Raw genomic sequence first — 16,691 nt, 5'->3', positions numbered from 1 at the left:
TCCAAAAAAATCTGTGAAATATTAAAAAACAAAAAAATAAGACCTCTTGGGCAGAGGCCTTATACTATATGGTGTATCGCTTCAACGATATCATCAAATGGGAAACTATCCGATCGGCCTTGCTTTAAAAATGTATTTATGCCTTCTACTTTATTTTTACATTCAAAAATATAAGCATTTTCTTCATTTTCTTGAATCGTTCCTAACTTAAAATACAATTCATTTTCTTTATAAATTGATAAAATCTTTCTCATTTCATTTGCAAGTTGCCAATGATGTGGTGAAACGATTTCTTCCATAATCCTACTTACTGAATCTAATACTGAAATTGCAGGATAATGACTAAGCGTTGCAAGCTCACGCTTTAATACGATATGTCCATCTAAAATACCACGTGCTAAATCTGGTACAGGACCATTTAAATCGTCCCCATCAACAAGCACCGTATAAATACCTGTTATAGATCCCTTTTGTGTTTTACCGGACCGCTCTAACAGCTTCTTCATATAACTTTCCATTAATAGTGTTTTACCACCAATCGGTAACTCTTTAACAGCAATATCAACACTTCTTCGTGCATCGGCAAAACGAGTAACAGAGTCCATCATAAGTAATACGTTATTACCTTGATCACGGAAGTATTCAGCAATAGACGTTGCGAGTTTCGCTGCACGAAGTTGCATAAGATGACTTTCATCTGACGTCGCTACAACAACGACGCTTTTTCGCATACCTTCCTCGCCTAACTCTTTTCGAATAAAGTCTTTTACTTCCCGGCCACGTTCTCCTACTAAACTAATAACGTTTATATCAGCTTTTGCATTTTTTGCTATCATTCCAAGTAAAGTAGATTTACCAACACCTGACCCAGCAAAAATACCAATCTTTTGACCGATACCAATTGTTAGCATAGAATCAATTGATTTTATTCCTGTTTCAAATACATCGGTAATCTCTTCACGTTCAAATGCATGTATAGGCGGTGCATCTAGTTTTATTTTCTGTAATGGAATGTTTTCAGCTTTCTCATTTAACACTTCACCATTTGCACTTAACACTTTTCCGAGCAAGTGATTACCACGTGGTACAACAACATCTTCTGAAACTAGTGTCACTGAATCTCCATAACATACTTTTTCTGTCTGTTCAAATGGAAGTAGCATATTATTTTCTTTTTCAATGGCAATCACTTCACATAAGACGTTATGTTCTCCAACGAAGCAAACATCTCCGATCTTCGCTTTCGGCCCTTTTGCTACGAAAAACTGTTCTTGTACACTATGAACTTTGCCTACTTTCGTATACAGCGGTGTTTCAATGAACTTATTCCATTTTTCGTTCTCATTCATTAACAGGCGGCTCATACATTTTGCTCCTCAAATAACTTCTCTTCTTCCCATTTCTGACGAAGTTTCGCAAATATAGGTGCAAATTTAAATTCAAAGAACTCTTTCTCTTCTTCCAGAACAAATTCACCAAACTGCAGGGAGAAATCATATTTCCATTCTACTAATTGTAGTAACCAATATTCTTTCGTATTCTCCTTCTCTTCTTGAATACGTTCAAACGTTTCTGGATGTACTGTAATGATTAATTTTTCAAACGAAGTTGGCAATGTTTGCACGATGCCAGTTAAAATAGGTAGCACATCAAGCAATCGTGAATCTACCGCTTGATTCACGATTTTTTCTGCTAAATGAAATGATTGATCCCATAATAACTCTGTCCATTCATATGCTATTTCTTGTTGTTCTTTTTGAAACTGCACACGCGCTGCTTCCATCTGTTCCATTTGTTCATGAATATGCATTTGAAATTGTTCTTTATCTTGTAATAACTGCTGACGCTCTCGTTCTAGCATTTGCTGCTCTTGCCTTAGCTGATTCATTTCCATATGTAATGATTCTTGCTGGGCGCGAAGCTCTGCATGATCTGCTTGTAATTCTTCCTCTTCTATTTGGACTGAAGCTGGTTTTGGAAATTGTAATTCATACGTTTCTTCAGAAAAAGAAACAGAATTCTTCGGAATTCTGTTTTTAAATAAGGACATCCTCTTCACCTCTTTGAACGATAATTCTTCCTTCTTTCTCTAGCTTTTTCACTGTACCAGTGATCGTTTGCTGCGCTTTTTCAGCATCCGTCATCTTAAGCGGTCCTAAGCCATCTAATTCTTCTAGAATCATCTCTTTACGGTTTGAAGACATACATGTAAATAATTTCTCTTTAATTTCTTCTTTTGCAATTTTAAGTGCTTTCGCAAGAACACCGTTATCTGTAATTTCTTCTAATACACGGCGAAGCGCAAGATCTTCAAGACCAAGTAAGTCTTCAAAGACAAACATATTTTCTTTAATTTTCTCAGATAACTCATAATCGACTTCATCCAGTTTTTGAAAGACTGTTTTTTCAACACCTCGTGAAACATTATTTAAAATGTTTACGATTGTTTTCAAGCCATCAGTTTTATTAATTGCACTAAATGCCATATTATTTAATTTCGTTTTTAACAACTCACCAATTTGATTAATTAATTCACCATCAACTTGTTCTAGTTTCGCAATACCCATTACCGTTTCTACTCGCTTATGATCTGGCAATCTCTCAATTAATTGAGACGCAAGTTGCGGTTTAATATAAGAAGCGATAATTGCAATTGTTTGTGGTGACTCATCATTAAGCACTGTAAGAAGTGGTTCTAAATCTGTAAGTGAATTTAAGAATTCAAATGGATTATCTTTGTTATACCAAAGGTCTTCCAATAATTTTTCCAGTTCGTCTTCTGGCATGTTTTTAAATATACGACGAATATACTCTTTATCTGGAGTGACTAAGTTCAATTCTTTTACATTTAGTTCATATAAGAACTCTCCTAGTACATTCTCTAACGTTTCTGGTTTATATACACGAAACTTCGCAATTTCACGAAGTAATACTTCTTTTTCCTCAGCTGTCATATATTCAATGACTTTTGCTGCCACCCCTTCGTCTAATGTACGAATGAGGATGGCAGCTTTTTCTTTGGAGGAGATTTCATCTAACATCGTTGTTCCTCCCTTACTGTCCGTTTAACCATTTTTTAATTACTTTTGCAGTACCTTCTACATGTTCTTTCGTAGCATCCTGCACTTGTTCATCTAACGTTGGTTCTTTCGGTTCTTCTGGTTCAGGTTTTGGCTCTGGCACTATTTTTTCTTCAGGAATTTCCAAGATGCTTTCATTACTTGCAGCAATTTCATCTTCTGCTAAGTATTCTTCATATTCCTCTTCTTCTTTCTTTCTCTTACGTCTTGCTAATAAGAACCATACTAGACCACCGATTGCTAATAAGCCAGCTGTAATTCCACCGAATAACCACCAGTTCATACCACTTTTTTCTGGCTCTTTCTCTTTTTCAGCTTTCGGCTGATCGAACTGAACAGTTACAACGTTAACTTGACCATTTATAAAGTTACCGTTCGGATCAGCTTGAAGTCCTGCCGCTGTTCCAATTGCTTCTTTGAAAGTAGTCATATCAATTCTTCGTTTTACTAACGTATCATTATCTACCCATACAACAACATTTGTTTTCGTTAATTCTGGGTGTTTCTTAATTGTTTCAACTGTTTTATCTATTTCATAGTTTTCGATTTTGTTGCCATTTTTATTATCGTAGACAACTTTGCCATTTTGATTATTGTTCGTACCGTAGTTTGGCACTTCACCGTTCGCTGTAATACCAGCACCTTGCTTCGTATCTGCCCCTTCTTGCGCAGTAGAGCTTTCTTCTTGCTCTTGTTTACTACGAAGTACACCTTTATCACCATACTTCTCTGACTGACGTGTAACTTCATCGTAGTTTACAGATACTTTCGTATTCACTTTATATTCATTCGGTTTAAACATCGTCATTAACGTTGCATCAATATCTTGCTTTAATTTACCTTCAAGTTGGTGCTGCATCTCTACTTCTTTCTCATAAGAAGAGGAACTACTAGAATGTGCTTCATCTGCTCCTTTTGAGATAACACCTTTTTTACTATCAATAACACTTACTTCTTCTGCTTTCACACCAGGAACCGCTGCACTAATCATTTGCTGTATACCTGCAACTTGATCAGCCGTTAACAATTGTCCACGTTTCACTCCAACCGTAATCGCCGCTGTTCCTTTCGCTTTTTCTTCATCAAAAATCGTCTCTTTTTCAGGCAATGTAATTTGAACATTTGCCGTTTCAACTGTCGCAAAGTTTCTTACAATATCTTGTTCCAATTGCTTCTTCGTACCGACAATTTGCTTCATTTTTTTATCTTGTTCACTTGAACCGAGAGAGCTTTCTAATAAAATTTCTTCACCGCTTTTCGAATTAAACGGTAAGCCCATCCCATTCATTTCTTTTCGAACCCATGGAGCATCATTCTTTTGCACACGAATTGAACCATCGGCCGCTAATTGGTAATCGACACCTAACTTCGATAATTCTGCTGTAATCTCTTGTTTATCTGCATCATTTAAATTTTGATATACAACAACATATTTATCTGGCAAGGTGAAGTATAAAAGTGCTCCTGTTACAATCGCTAAAAGCGCAGCACCGATTACTAACTTATGCCACGTTTTTAACGATTGGATAACATTTTTCATCTTTTCCATTTAAACACACCCGTCCACTTTCCTAAATTTGCATATTAATTAGTGACTTATAATTTTCAATAAGATTATCACGTACGAGAGCAGCCGTTTTCATTTGAGACTCAGCTTTCTTTTGCTGAATTAAAACGTCATGTGTTTCTCCTACCCCTTTAGTTAGTAAATCATATACTGCTGTTTGTGCATTGTTTTGCGTTTGATTCATATCTTCCAATAAATCAATAAACTTTTTCTCCGGAGCTACCGATGTTTGAGAAGTTTTCGGTGCACCAATTGACTGAATTGCTCCAAATGGTTGTGTATGTAACATTGGTTGAATTTTCATATTACGATTTTCCCCCTTATCCTCGGCCGATTTCTAAATCTTTATCAAGCATTTTTTTATTCGCATTTAATACACTCGTATTCGCTTCATACATTTTTTGAGCAACCATTACATTCGTCATTTCAGCAGTTACATCAATATTTGGATAACGTACATATCCTTCTTCATTTGCGTGTGGATGCGTCGGATCATACACTAAATTTTCCGTTTTGTCTGCTTCAATACTTTTTATTTTTACTCCATTAGTAGGAGCCCCATCTAACATACTTGCAAAACTATTGTTTGATTCTAACACCACACTACGACGCTCATATAAATCTGCCCCCGGAGCCGCCGTCGTATTTGCATTTACAATATTGTTAGAAGTAACTTCCATCCACTTTCTCGCTGTCGTTAGCCCTGAGCCACTTGCATTAATTGCCTGAAACATCCGTTGTCTCTCCTTCTACTTTTAACGTCCGCGTGCCGCTTGGTTAATTGCATATTGTGTATTAATTGCGTTTATTGAAATACCGTATAACTGATTTGCTTTCATTAAATCTAGCATTTCTGTCGTTACATCCACACTATTTCCGTCTTTATTCGTTTGCATTGATTTTGTTTGAATCTTTGCATATGTATTTTTCGTATTTACTGTCGGTAAGTGCATTTCATTCGTTTGATATAAATCTGGATTGCTCTTTAAATCAGCCGCATTATTTTTATATAAGGCACTACTTTTATTCATCTGCTCAGCAAATGTTACATCTTGTGCTTTATAGCCAGGTGTATTCGCATTTGCAATATTACTAGAAACAGTATTTCGTTTCGTCACTAAATAATTCATATAATGGCTTACATCACTCACTAAATCTGGCATATTCCACACCCTTCCTTTTCTAACGTAATGATCCACTGATAGAAGTTTCACTTCATTATTTATTTTCTTATATGCGTTTATTAAAATATTTACTATTATGTACCCTTACATATTTTATTCCATTTTTTCATTGTTGTCTTTAGAAAAATACAAAAATATAAAAAAGAATGCGAAAAACTGTATACACATAGTAATCTATAGAACATTTCAATATATAAACTACAAACTAAAGTCCATTTTTCTATTATTTAGATTACTATTATTTTTTCATCACAGTCATAAAATGAAACCTCAATCAGCGGAGTTCTTTATGTAAACGAAGGAATAGACCCCCTTTTAAAAGGGGAATCTGTTTCCAAACGTTATTATTAATATTTACCGTAAAATGAATTAGCCTTCATTCGCCCATCATTTGTCATAATCATTTCTTCCAAAATCTTTTGCTTATCCCGAATATGCTGTGCTGCCTTAATAATGAACGGGCTTACTTCTGCTGCAACTTGTGCACGCGTTTCTTCATCCAATGTCATCATCCAGCGATTTAACATCTCACTCTTCTCAGCAAACTCTCTGTCTGACACTTGCAATTCACCGATTTCATTAAAACAGCTGACAAACGTCCGATAAATATCATTGTTCATTTTCAAGTGCTCCGCGGTAACCGTCTATTAAATCTTGTAACACTTTCACAATTGCATCAATATCTTTCGCTTCACGCGTTACTTTCATCGTTTGAATTTGAATGCTAATCCAATCATATAAACCATAGAGACTATCATATAAATCTTTCGTAATCTCAGGATTTAATTGAAGCTTTAGTTCTTCAAAAATACGTTCTAATTTTTCAAGAAGTGCGTCCCCTTCTTGAAGTTTAAAAGTATGTAAAAGTTCTTCTAAATTACGAAACTCTACAATACATCTTTCATAAATAAAAATTGTATTTTTAATCGGATTACTCGTCATAATATCATTTTGCATATAACGTTGCCATGCTTGCATACGATCACTTCCTCAACTTTCATTAATCATCACTTTTTTGTTTTGTCATTGCTTTAATTGTTTTTAGTTGGCTATCAAGCGCCGCCAATGTACTCTCTAGCTTTTGATACTTCTTCACGATTTCATCTTGCTTTTGCAAGTTTTGCGTCTCAATATCTTTAATCTTTTTATCTAAATCACTTACACGTGAGTCAATGTTTTTAACTCTCTCGCCGACTACACCTTTATCACCGAATAGTTTATCAAGCGGTTCTTCCATCATTTTTCCTAAACCGTTAGAACTAAAGAAAAATTGCTTCGCTGCATCGGGTTTTTCTTTTAATGCTTGTGTTAATTTTTCATCATTAACTTCCATCGTTCCATCTTGCTTTAATTGAATACCAAATGTGAATAAATAATTACCATCTTGAGAAAATGTTACGACATTGTTCATTGCCTGACGTACACTTTGCATAATAGCTTGACCTTGGAAAGCTCCACCTTTTCCGGCAAAGATATCTACTGTAGAAACAGCTTTATTATAATCAGCTACCATCTTTTTAATAACATTCGATGCATCTGTTACGTTTGAATCACTTACTGTAAATTTCAGATCTATACCTTTTGCTTTTGGATCTGTTGTTGTACCAGCATCTGGCGCTCCTTCTACTTTCGGCTCAGTTACCTTTAACAACTCAATTTTCACACCAGGAAGAGCTTCAATTGTATTAGTAGAACCTTCCCCTTTGATACCATTAATAGTATACATAGCATTTTGTGCTTCATTGATTGTATTGAGCGCTGTGCCATCCGCCTTAGCTAAACCCATATCTTGAAATAGTGTAGATGTGTTCGCCTCAAACTTAATCTGTCCATCTGTTCCCTCTTTTTTCGAGGTCATGAAAATTTTATTTCCAAGTGTATAAGCTGATACGCCATAATCTCCATCATTAATCTTATTAATTAAATCTTTATATGTCATATCAGTTGTTACTTTTAGTTCTTTACCACCTAGTTTTAATGTTTCATCTTTAGGAAGCTTTGCATTTATATCTTTAATTTCATTTGAAGCTATTTGATGACGCTGTGCAAGCTGTGTAATCGTCATATTAAAAGTTCCTGCAATCGCACCACCATCAGCTTTTACATTAATATAACCGTCTTGTGTTGTCATTACTTTTTTCTCATTTCCTTTAAAAGCCGCTAAGTTTTTAAAAGTTTGTGTAAAAGAACTAAATTCTGATTTTAAACTTGTATATAGTAGTTTATCATTTGTAAGGTCATTCTTTTCTTTCGTATATGGTGTTTTCCTCATATCTAAAGCATTCATTTCTAATTCGACGAAGTTAGAAGTATCGATCATATTATTTCCGAGGTTCCAAATTTGTTGTCTACCACCAATACCTGTCATCGTTGTTCCTGCCATTTTTCTCACTCCTTATAGATTACATGTAGTCTAAAATACTCGTTTTACTCATCGTACTAACCGCTTTAAGCGTCGCTTCATACGTTGCATTTATATATGCCAAGTCAGAAATTGCGACCGCTAAATCAACATCCTCAATTTCTTTACGGTTTTCTTGAAGCGCTAAATTTTGCTCACTTAAAATTGTTTTAAACGTCTCCATTGTGTTCATTGTTGAACCAACTTCAGTTGTACGGTTAATGATGCCATCTAAGTTTTTCTTATTTTCTCCTAATAACGGTTGTAACGCTTTTTGGTCACCTTTTTGCATCGCTTCGCTCATCTGTTTTAACGTTTTTATAACCGGGGATAACAATGCTTCTCCATTACGGAATGCCTTTAATTCATAACCATCATTTAATTGCCAGTTCACATCATTTTTTCCGCCCTGGTACGTACCATCTTCTGTAAATGGTGACTTTTCTGCACTATCACCACCGAAAATATAACGACCTTGCTCTTTCGTATTCGCTAAATATACAACTTGTTTTAAAATTTGATCAATCTCTGCACCGATGGCTTTCAATTCTTTTTCACCATTTGGCTCATTTAATGCCTGTACCGTTAATTGATCTGCTCTCGTTAAAGATTTAAAAATACCTTGTAAAGTATTCTCAGTTTGTGTTAATACATTTTTTGAGTCAGCTAAATCTTTTTGCATTTGTTCAATATTCGCCAATGAATGTTGAATCGCAAATGATTTACTCGCTGCAAGTGGATCTTCACTCATAAGAAGATTTTTCTTCCCTGAAGTTACTTGGTTTCTATGGTATTGTTGTTGCACATTCAAATCCATTAACTGATTCTTTGCCCAGTTTGCATTTTGAAATGTAGATACTCTCATTTCTATCTCCTCCTTATATATTTCCAATCAATTATTATCACTTATCGAATAATCGAAAATAGACTATCAAACACTTCATTCATCGTAGTAATAGCTTTAGAGTTTGCGACGAAATATTTTTGGAAGGCCATTAAATTTACCATTTCCTCTTCCATATTTACACCTTCAACGCTCATTTTTTCTTGTTGAATACCTTCTAGTAAGTCGCCATGAATTTTTTGATAACCATTTACTGCACTTTTATCAGATGCAACACGAACTATAAATTGGTCTAATGCTTGTTTATAAGAAAGACCTTCTTTATAATCGTCATCTGTAACTGCTGCTAGTTTATTTGCTGTTTCAGCAGACATTTTCATTTTCGAAACATCTTTTTGGAATTCTGGATTTAACTTCATATCCTTCGCATAATCTCCAACGAAGAAATCTTTTCCCATCACTGTATTCACTTGATTTTTCATCGAACTCATTAAGTCTTCGAGATTTTTTTTATATTCAACAATCTTCGCTTTAGTATCAATCGCTGATTTTATCGCCCCGCTAGTTACAGAGATCTCTGAACCGTAAATCTCAACTGACATTGGGTCTTTTTCTTTATTTAATTGAAGTGGATATGTATCTTGTCCATTTACTGTTAAAATACCATTCATTCTAACACTCGCGATATTAGGATTCATAGATTCATAAGATACTTCGATGTTTGCATACTTAGACATCTCTGTAACGATGCGATCTCGTTCGTCTAAAAGTTGATTCGGCACTTGTGTACCCGCTTGTCCAATTTTATGATTCGCTTCTGCTAAACTAGCAGCAAGACGATTAAATTCATTAACATGCGCTTCAATATCTTCTGCTGTCTGTGCTTCCACTGTATCTAAGTTTTTCGCAAGACGATTCACTTGACTTGTGAACTTCCCAGTTTCAGAAATTAATGTATCGTAGTAGTTTGGTTGTTCTGGATTTTTTGCTACTTCACGAAAGGCATTAAAGAAACCGTCCATTAAACTAGATAATGAATTCTTCCCTGTCGTTCCAACCATAGACTCTACACGGGATAAAGTCGAATTCATGTAGTTATAGTAAGAGAGCTGAGATAATTGATCATTAAACTGCTTCGTTTTTACCTCATCAGTAATACGGTCAACACCTAGCGTTTGTACACCGTAACCAATCCTCTGTTCTGGCGTATGACCATTGCTTGCTCCAACAGATCCGTAATTCACCATTTGACGCACATAACCCGGTGTATGAATGTTAGACAAGTTTTGTTTCGTTGTTTGTAACCCCATTTGAGCCGCTAACATGCCCGATAGCGGTGTATTATAATCAGATAATCTCATAAAGCTTCACTTCTCCTTTACAATAGTTCGTTCATAAAGATTTGCGAATTATTGTTTCGCTCTAAATTATATTCAGAAACAGAATCCACAATACTTTCTGTAGTTTTTAATAGTACGTTTAAGTAATATTGATTTTTCAAAAGAATCATTTTTACATTCTCTTCTAATTCAGTTACGTTTTTTTGTAATTCTTCCATTTTTTCAATTTCTTCTTGAGAAAAATACGAAAATAACGCACTTACACGAAACGATTCAACTCCTTGTTCTTTACAGAACTGAACAACCATTTCTTCAAATGAGCTTGATAACCCTTTTAAACCATCAATGTACTGCAATTGCTCTACTTGTAACTTTTGAACTGCATTTACATTTTTATTTTTTAAATTCTCATATATTTGCTCTCCAAGCGCTTGAATATTTTCATACGCTTTTTGTATAATAACAAGCTTTTCATATAATTGTATGTACATATAGCTTCCTTCCTTTTACAAGACTAAATTTACAATTAAGCCATGGATTTCTCCAATTTGATTTAACATTTCTAAATGTCCTGTTTTCGTGTTAATTAAATTCATAACATCTTCTAATTCATTCAATCCCATTTCTGCCTGTTTCACAATCGTCATTTTCTGTGAATATCCGTAACGTGGGTGACGAGACATGACATCTTTATACTGCAATACATTATCAACGTAGAAATTCAAAAATGATTTTACTGTATTTTTGTATTCCATTACATTATCAAGCGTTAATTCCATTTCAATTTTCTCTTTAATTTCTCCAATATTATCGACAAACGCTTCCATTTGTTCTAGTAATTTATCTTTTTTCGGATCTGCATGCAAATTATCCGAAAATGCAAGTCCTGTTCTGACATTTGCTTCTTTCGGCATTTGAGTAGCAGGCGGTATATGCGATAAAATTGGATTATGCGAGATAGAACGTAGCATATATATCACCTATTTATTTTTTTATTTCTTCCTAAACTTAATCGTAAAATCCAGTTATTTATAATTATACTCTGAACAGTAATATTTTGCAGTTATTTTTTATAAAAGATATGTTACAATTTAGCATGAGGTGGCACAATTCTATGAATATTTTCCTTTGTGGTTCAAATCAATTAACAGCATTAGATCAAGAAGAAATTAAAAAATTTTTAACTGACTATGCTCACAAACATAAAATTTACATATTATGTTATAAAACTATTGAAAATGAGGTTCTTCGTTTTTTCGTTGAGAATGAAAGACTCGCTCAAAATTTATGCCTTTACACGCTGCAACCATTGCAAGCAATTACAGATGAATTCCAAGAAGTCGTTGATTACTTAAAAAAACACGGAGCCGAATATGTTGCTTTTGATCATCCTTCTGACTCCATTTACCGATCAGATTATATGTTTTTTGTTAAACAAATTATTGAAGACACTGATTTAGTTCTCTGTTTTTATAATGGGGACAAACATACATCTGTCATCCCTGTCGATGTTGCAAAAGAAGCAGGTATTGATGCTGTCATTTATGATTTACCAGGATTACATGAAAAGCAAATGAAAAAAAGCTTTGAACAAAAAATTCGTATGATGTAAAGGGGGAGGCACAATATCATTATTGTGCCCATTGTAAATATGATAATTGAACAAGATTATGATCATTTTATCGCGAGTTTTAAACAACAATTCAATATGGACATCGCTTCATATAAACAAGATAGAATGCGCCGTAGAATCGATGCTTTCATTTCGAGAAAAGGCTTCGAAAACTACACTAATTTTTTAAACAAATTACGCGCTGATCAAAATTTATTTTTAAATTTTATTGACTATATTACAATTAACGTTTCAGAGTTTTTTAGAAATAAAGAACGATGGCAAACTTTAGAGTCGAAAGCACTACCAAAATTACTCGAACAAAATAGCGGAAAATTAAAGGTATGGAGTGCCGCTTGCGCTGCTGGTGAAGAACCGTATACACTCTCTTTAATTTTATCGAAGCATCTTGCTCCATTTCGTTTTGAAATTCAAGCAACAGATCTTGATTTTCATATTTTAGAAACCGCAAAACGCGGTCAATATACAGAACGTTCTTTAAAGGAATTACCTACTGATTTGAAAGAACGTCATTTCACAAAAGAAAATGATCTATATTCATTGCATCAAAACATTAAACAAAACGTCTCGTTTAAACAACATGACCTTTTAATGCAGTCATTCGATACAAATTATGATTTGATTATTTGTCGCAATGTAATGATATATTTCACAGAAGAAGCAAGAGTAAAACTTTACGAAAAATTTAGTCGTTCTTTACGAAAAGGCGGTGTACTATTTGTTGGTAGTACGGAACAAATTTTAACACCCGAGCGTTACAATCTTCAGCGATTTGATACATTCTTCTACGAAAAAATATAAAAGAGGTCGTCACAATGGAGTGACGACCTTTTTACATAACTCGAATTAAAATAATACCGACAATCCATATAAAGAGAAAAAGAAGCGTCATAGACCATTTATGTTCTTGCATCGTTTGTTTCAATGCCTGTGATAATTGTGTCATGTTCATTTCCGCAAGCGCTCTCCATACACTTACATCCCGATCTTTAGCAATGCGGTCTGTAACACTAATTAAAATCGTTTCGTTAGACAATTTCGTTATATAAGCAGTAATAACCGTTACCATCAAATTTATATTTCCTTCTGAAGAATCACTTTCCACTCTAGAGATAAGTGCACTCACATCTAGTAACGGAATATGTACTTTTCTACCAAATGATAGTTGTACTTCAGCGAAATCATATGTTCCATCTAACAAAGGAAGTTCTTTTATATGAGCCTGCTTAACAAGCCCTTGTAGGCTTCTAATTACTTGTTCAAATATTTTTTCTGTTTGCTTACCTTCTCCAGATAACGTATGTAACTTTTTAAAAAGTTGTAACACTGTATCCATCTCTTTAGAAAGCATTTCCTTCATAATCTTTCCATCACTTAAACTTGCAAGTAAAATACCTATTTCATTATTTTTCGAAATAATTTTAGACTGTCCAGTAAACACTAAATTGCTACGCTTTCGTTCTTTCTGGATTTCATGCTCCGAAATAGCTGCAGGCTGTTTTAATGGTTGTAACGCCTTATCTTCAATTGTCGTACGTTTAATCTCCATTTAAGCGCCTCCACTACTATGAAATAATTAGCCCCATTCTTTATTACTCTTTAAAACTAAAAACAGTACGAATAAACCTGACATGATAGTAAACACATCAGAAGCTTGCACTCCCTGTTCACCTTTTTCTTCTTTCTTGTCTTTCGGTTCTTCTTTTTGTTCTTTCTTTTTAGAGGCAACTTGTTTGTTATTTTTCTCTTTTTGGTCCTTCGCCTTATGTACTTCCTTGTTGTCTTCGAACGGCTCTTTTATAACGTAAGTAAATTCCTCTTTCTCTTCCAACGGTTCTTTTATAAACTTATTTACTTTCTCATCTCGCTTCGGAATTTGAACAACTGGCAAATTTTCTTCTGGAACCGGGTTTTTGACTTTGGAATCTTCTTGCTTCTCATTTTCTTTCTTATCTTCTAATTCATTTTCTAGTTTATTATCTAATTTATCTAATTTATCTTCTTTCTCTTCTATCTTTTTATCATCTTCATTTTTTGGCGCCAAAACAGAAATGGTATATTCACTTTCCTCAACAAGTTTATTACCTGCTGCATCTATTATCTCTACAAGTAATTCGTATGGCCCAGCCGGCAATGCTTCTGTTATTTCAAATACTTTTTGCCAATCCATATCATGCTTGTTGTAGTCTAATAAAAACGAAAGCTCTTTATTTTCTTTCCCTTTTAATGTAACGCGCACTTCTTTTACAACCGATTCTATATCTGACGCTTTTACTCGTATATGTATAGAATCTCCCTGTTTTCGTTCAACTAAGTTCTCTTTTACTTCATCAATAGTAACTTTCTGTAACTTTGGCAATTCTTTATCTATAGTTGGCGTTTCATTTTTAATACGAATGAGCGGGACTTTCACTTCATTTTTTATGAGCTCTTCTTTCTCATTCTCTTTGTAACTTTGAACGAGCTGAAGATTCCAATCACCTTGCAAATCAAAATCCCCTGCTTTATAGTTAGCAACCCAGCTCTTCGTTTCTTCATCATACTCAAAAGATAACATTCTTTCTTGCGCATATTGCTCCCCATTTTTTTGTAACTGCAATATACCTTTCATACTTTGAATGTTTTTCCCATTTGGTTCTACAGCAATTCGCACCTCTTCGCCAACTTTAAGCTCCGGCTTATTTACTGTAATAATTCCCTGTTCTGTTTCTATCTTTCTTTCACTCAATTGTTTATTTACTACTTCTTGTTGTTCTGCTTCTTTTTGTTTCTCTTCATCTTGTTTCGTTTCCACTTGTTCTGACGATTCTTGAGATTCCTTATTTTCTTCTTGTACATTCACTTCATTTATTTTTTGATCTGACTCAATTTGTTCCTCAGCCTGACTTTGCAAGGGGACGAACAAGCATACATGTATGCATAGCCAACTCATTAGAAAAAACTTTACGTTTTTCATCTACTAGTTCAAACTCCTATTTCAATGCCTTATAGTGATTTCGTCACTTTTACTCCGAAAAATCCATCTACATTTACAAGTTCACCATACGCCACTAATACATCATTTACATAAATACGAATTGGTTCATCAATATCCTCATCTAGCACAACTGCTTCATTTTCTTGTAAACTTAATATATCTTGAATCGTTTTCACTGTACTTCCAAATACAAATTTCACATTCATTTCTACATTTTGTAGAATGGACGTGTCCATATATACTGGTTCCATTTGTTTTACTTCTTTAAATTCAATAGGTTGCACAACTGGTTCTACAATTTTTTCTTCTTCAATTTCTTCTGTGGCAATCTCTTCTTCTTCCACCATTGGATACAGAAGTCGCCTTACCATTTCTTTCGCTTCAGAAATTGGCAAAATTTGATACATTTTCGATTGAAGCAGATCGCCAATTTCAAGATTGAACGTAATTTGAACGAGTTCGTCCACTTCCATTGACTCTCCCAAATACTCCATTTCTTCTTTTAACGTTACAAATTTAACATTTGGCGGCGTCATGTCCATTTTTTCTTGGAACATTTCTGACATCGCCGTAGCAGCATGACCCATCATTTGGTTCATAATTTCTTTAATACCGCTCAGTTCTAATTCAGTAAGCTCTTTTTCCGGATCAACTTCCCCTGTTCCCATCATCATTAAATCTACCATTGTTAAGGCGACATCTTTCGTAAATACGAATACATTCTCATTCTTTAGCCCTTCAACAAAGTCGACATTTAAAATAACAAATGGCACTGGTACTCCATCATAATGACGAACATTGATTGCTTCCACATTTGGTGTACTAATTGTAACTGGCTGATTTAAAAGCGTTGACAATACTGTTGAAGCGGAACCAATTGAAATATTTGCAATTTCACCAAGTACATCTTTCTCTTCTTGTGTTAAATGCTCTTTTTCAACTTGTTCTTCTACAATCTCAGTTTCCACTACTTCTGCTGGTTCGACTGTTTCTTCTACTTCACCAGATAATTGCATTAATTTATTTACCATTTGTTTCGCATGATCAACTGAAACAATTTGTACAAGTTTAGAGTTTACAAGATTATCTATCTTTAAATCAAACGACACTTTAACAATCGTATGATTCCCATCGATTTCAGAAATTTTCTCCATTTCTTCTGATAACTTTACAACTTTAATCGTCGGCGGAGACATATCTACTGTATCTTGGAAGAATTCCGACATAGATGTAGCTGCGAATCCCATCATTTGATTCATCGCTTCTTGTACAGCACTTAGCTCTAATTCGCCAAGTTCTTTTCCGTCCTCCACTTCACCTGTTCCCATCATCATTAAATCAGCAATGGATAATGCAACATCTTGCTTAAGGACAAGAAGGTTTTCCATATCTAATCCTTTTGTAAAATGAATGTTTAATACAACATGTGGAACTTCGACATCTCTTGAATCATATAAATCTACCAACTCTATGCGAGGAGCAGTAATGCTTACTTGCCTATTTAAAATTGTTGATAATACAGTCGAAGCTGAACCAAATGATATATTTGCAATTTCGCCAAGAATATCGCATTCTTGAGGCGTTAAATGCTCATTTTCTTTTTCTAGCACAATCGTGCTTGTATCCCCTTTTGTGTGTTGCTCAGGCATTTTCCCTGCCTCCTCA

General features: G+C 34.5%; 19 protein-coding genes. 2 read left to right on the top strand and 17 right to left on the bottom strand.

The window, feature by feature from the left end; translation table 11 throughout:
• Positions 1-59: 59 nt before the first annotated feature.
• From fliI to DN401_RS02430, 14 genes are all read right to left on the bottom strand, one after another.
• The gene (fliI, locus tag DN401_RS02495; protein WP_017672970.1) at positions 60-1,364 is read right to left on the bottom strand and encodes a flagellar protein export ATPase FliI; all 1,305 of its coding nucleotides are present in this window, start codon (positions 1,362-1,364) and stop codon (positions 60-62) included.
• Positions 1,361-2,050, bottom strand: a complete 690-nt coding sequence (locus DN401_RS02490) for a FliH/SctL family protein (protein WP_000051695.1) — start codon at positions 2,048-2,050, stop codon at positions 1,361-1,363. Before DN401_RS02490 ends, fliI begins: the two co-directional genes overlap by 4 nt.
• Positions 2,037-3,041 carry a flagellar motor switch protein FliG gene (gene fliG, locus DN401_RS02485; protein ID WP_000883356.1) on the bottom strand — a complete coding sequence of 335 codons (1,005 nt, stop codon included), beginning with the start codon at positions 3,039-3,041 and terminating at the stop codon, positions 2,037-2,039. Before fliG ends, DN401_RS02490 begins: the two co-directional genes overlap by 14 nt.
• Positions 3,042-3,054: 13 nt before the next feature.
• The gene (locus DN401_RS02480) at positions 3,055-4,629 is read right to left on the bottom strand and encodes a flagellar M-ring protein FliF C-terminal domain-containing protein (RefSeq protein ID WP_000413931.1); all 1,575 of its coding nucleotides are present in this window, start codon (positions 4,627-4,629) and stop codon (positions 3,055-3,057) included.
• A 22-nt stretch (positions 4,630-4,651) separates the two neighbouring features.
• Positions 4,652-4,951 carry a flagellar hook-basal body complex protein FliE gene (gene fliE, locus DN401_RS02475; protein ID WP_000701670.1) on the bottom strand — a complete coding sequence of 100 codons (300 nt, stop codon included), beginning with the start codon at positions 4,949-4,951 and terminating at the stop codon, positions 4,652-4,654.
• A gap of 16 nt (positions 4,952-4,967) precedes the next feature.
• Entirely contained in the window at positions 4,968-5,381 is a 414-nt protein-coding gene (gene flgC / locus DN401_RS02470; RefSeq protein WP_000484680.1) for a flagellar basal body rod protein FlgC, read from the bottom strand.
• A gap of 21 nt (positions 5,382-5,402) precedes the next feature.
• Positions 5,403-5,861 carry a flagellar basal body rod protein FlgB gene (gene flgB, locus DN401_RS02465; RefSeq protein ID WP_370445031.1) on the bottom strand — a complete coding sequence of 153 codons (459 nt, stop codon included), beginning with the start codon at positions 5,859-5,861 and terminating at the stop codon, positions 5,403-5,405.
• Between the two features lie 317 nt (positions 5,862-6,178).
• Entirely contained in the window at positions 6,179-6,451 is a 273-nt protein-coding gene (locus tag DN401_RS02460; RefSeq protein WP_001058088.1) for a hypothetical protein, read from the bottom strand.
• Complete coding sequence (locus DN401_RS02455) at positions 6,441-6,809, bottom strand: flagellar export chaperone FliS (RefSeq protein ID WP_001149516.1); 369 nt, start codon at positions 6,807-6,809, stop codon at positions 6,441-6,443. The genes DN401_RS02460 and DN401_RS02455 overlap by 11 nt, the downstream gene beginning before the upstream one ends.
• Before the next feature lie 22 nt (positions 6,810-6,831).
• Entirely contained in the window at positions 6,832-8,214 is a 1,383-nt protein-coding gene (locus DN401_RS02450) for a flagellar hook-associated protein 2 (protein ID WP_149287493.1), read from the bottom strand.
• 19 nt (positions 8,215-8,233) lie between these two features.
• On the bottom strand, positions 8,234-9,097 hold the full coding sequence (locus DN401_RS02445; RefSeq protein ID WP_001266403.1) for a flagellar hook-associated protein 3: 864 nt from the start codon (positions 9,095-9,097) through the stop codon (positions 8,234-8,236).
• Positions 9,098-9,138: 41 nt separating this feature from the next.
• The gene (gene flgK, locus DN401_RS02440) at positions 9,139-10,437 is read right to left on the bottom strand and encodes a flagellar hook-associated protein FlgK (protein ID WP_001239715.1); all 1,299 of its coding nucleotides are present in this window, start codon (positions 10,435-10,437) and stop codon (positions 9,139-9,141) included.
• Positions 10,438-10,454: 17 nt separating this feature from the next.
• Positions 10,455-10,907, bottom strand: coding sequence for a hypothetical protein (locus tag DN401_RS02435; protein ID WP_000275878.1), 453 nt, complete (start codon positions 10,905-10,907; stop codon positions 10,455-10,457).
• 15 nt (positions 10,908-10,922) lie between these two features.
• Positions 10,923-11,387, bottom strand: coding sequence for a YaaR family protein (locus DN401_RS02430; protein WP_000946323.1), 465 nt, complete (start codon positions 11,385-11,387; stop codon positions 10,923-10,925).
• A gap of 143 nt (positions 11,388-11,530) precedes the next feature.
• On the opposite strand from DN401_RS02430, the gene DN401_RS02425 reads away from it, so the two are divergent.
• Both DN401_RS02425 and cheR read left to right on the top strand, forming a co-directional pair.
• Positions 11,531-12,028 carry a hypothetical protein gene (locus tag DN401_RS02425; protein WP_006922662.1) on the top strand — a complete coding sequence of 166 codons (498 nt, stop codon included), beginning with the start codon at positions 11,531-11,533 and terminating at the stop codon, positions 12,026-12,028.
• A gap of 39 nt (positions 12,029-12,067) precedes the next feature.
• Positions 12,068-12,850 (top strand): protein-glutamate O-methyltransferase CheR, encoded by a 783-nt coding sequence (cheR, locus tag DN401_RS02420; RefSeq protein WP_000582879.1) that lies wholly within the window; start codon positions 12,068-12,070, stop codon positions 12,848-12,850.
• A 31-nt stretch (positions 12,851-12,881) separates the two neighbouring features.
• Here the strand turns inward: cheR and DN401_RS02415 are convergent, their stop codons facing one another.
• From DN401_RS02415 to DN401_RS02405, 3 genes are read right to left on the bottom strand one after another with little or no spacing between them, the layout of a single operon-like run.
• Positions 12,882-13,598: a hypothetical protein gene (locus tag DN401_RS02415; RefSeq protein WP_000403950.1), complete on the bottom strand. Its 717-nt coding sequence runs from the start codon at positions 13,596-13,598 to the stop codon at positions 12,882-12,884.
• A gap of 27 nt (positions 13,599-13,625) precedes the next feature.
• The gene (locus DN401_RS02410) at positions 13,626-15,005 is read right to left on the bottom strand and encodes a transglycosylase (RefSeq protein ID WP_149287492.1); all 1,380 of its coding nucleotides are present in this window, start codon (positions 15,003-15,005) and stop codon (positions 13,626-13,628) included.
• A gap of 29 nt (positions 15,006-15,034) precedes the next feature.
• Complete coding sequence (locus tag DN401_RS02405; protein WP_001115002.1) at positions 15,035-16,675, bottom strand: flagellar motor switch protein; 1,641 nt, start codon at positions 16,673-16,675, stop codon at positions 15,035-15,037.
• Positions 16,676-16,691 lie beyond the last annotated feature (16 nt).

The sequence above is a fragment of the Bacillus sp. BF2-3 genome, from assembly GCF_008368795.1.
Taxonomy (GTDB): Bacteria; Bacillota; Bacilli; order Bacillales; family Bacillaceae_G; genus Bacillus_A; species Bacillus_A cereus.
Note: the sequence above shows the minus strand (reverse complement) of the source record. Positions and strands in the feature narration are given on the sequence as shown.

Excerpts from the sequence above, each read along its gene's own strand:
- fliI (WP_017672970.1), bottom strand. The coding sequence starts at position 1,364 with ATGAGCCGCCTGTTAATGAATGAGAACGAAAAATGGAATAAGTTCATT.
- DN401_RS02490 (WP_000051695.1), bottom strand. The coding sequence starts at position 2,050 with ATGTCCTTATTTAAAAACAGAATTCCGAAGAATTCTGTTTCTTTTTCT.
- fliG (WP_000883356.1), bottom strand. The coding sequence starts at position 3,041 with ATGTTAGATGAAATCTCCTCCAAAGAAAAAGCTGCCATCCTCATTCGT.
- DN401_RS02480 (WP_000413931.1), bottom strand. The coding sequence starts at position 4,629 with ATGGAAAAGATGAAAAATGTTATCCAATCGTTAAAAACGTGGCATAAG.
- fliE (WP_000701670.1), bottom strand. The coding sequence starts at position 4,951 with ATGAAAATTCAACCAATGTTACATACACAACCATTTGGAGCAATTCAG.
- flgC (WP_000484680.1), bottom strand. The coding sequence starts at position 5,381 with ATGTTTCAGGCAATTAATGCAAGTGGCTCAGGGCTAACGACAGCGAGA.
- DN401_RS02460 (WP_001058088.1), bottom strand. The coding sequence starts at position 6,451 with ATGAACAATGATATTTATCGGACGTTTGTCAGCTGTTTTAATGAAATC.
- DN401_RS02455 (WP_001149516.1), bottom strand. The coding sequence starts at position 6,809 with ATGCAAGCATGGCAACGTTATATGCAAAATGATATTATGACGAGTAAT.
- DN401_RS02450 (WP_149287493.1), bottom strand. The coding sequence starts at position 8,214 with ATGGCAGGAACAACGATGACAGGTATTGGTGGTAGACAACAAATTTGG.
- DN401_RS02445 (WP_001266403.1), bottom strand. The coding sequence starts at position 9,097 with ATGAGAGTATCTACATTTCAAAATGCAAACTGGGCAAAGAATCAGTTA.
- flgK (WP_001239715.1), bottom strand. The coding sequence starts at position 10,437 with ATGAGATTATCTGATTATAATACACCGCTATCGGGCATGTTAGCGGCT.
- DN401_RS02435 (WP_000275878.1), bottom strand. The coding sequence starts at position 10,907 with ATGTACATACAATTATATGAAAAGCTTGTTATTATACAAAAAGCGTAT.
- DN401_RS02430 (WP_000946323.1), bottom strand. The coding sequence starts at position 11,387 with ATGCTACGTTCTATCTCGCATAATCCAATTTTATCGCATATACCGCCT.
- DN401_RS02425 (WP_006922662.1), top strand. The coding sequence starts at position 11,531 with ATGAATATTTTCCTTTGTGGTTCAAATCAATTAACAGCATTAGATCAA.
- cheR (WP_000582879.1), top strand. The coding sequence starts at position 12,068 with ATGATAATTGAACAAGATTATGATCATTTTATCGCGAGTTTTAAACAA.
- DN401_RS02415 (WP_000403950.1), bottom strand. The coding sequence starts at position 13,598 with ATGGAGATTAAACGTACGACAATTGAAGATAAGGCGTTACAACCATTA.
- DN401_RS02410 (WP_149287492.1), bottom strand. The coding sequence starts at position 15,005 with ATGAAAAACGTAAAGTTTTTTCTAATGAGTTGGCTATGCATACATGTA.
- DN401_RS02405 (WP_001115002.1), bottom strand. The coding sequence starts at position 16,675 with ATGCCTGAGCAACACACAAAAGGGGATACAAGCACGATTGTGCTAGAA.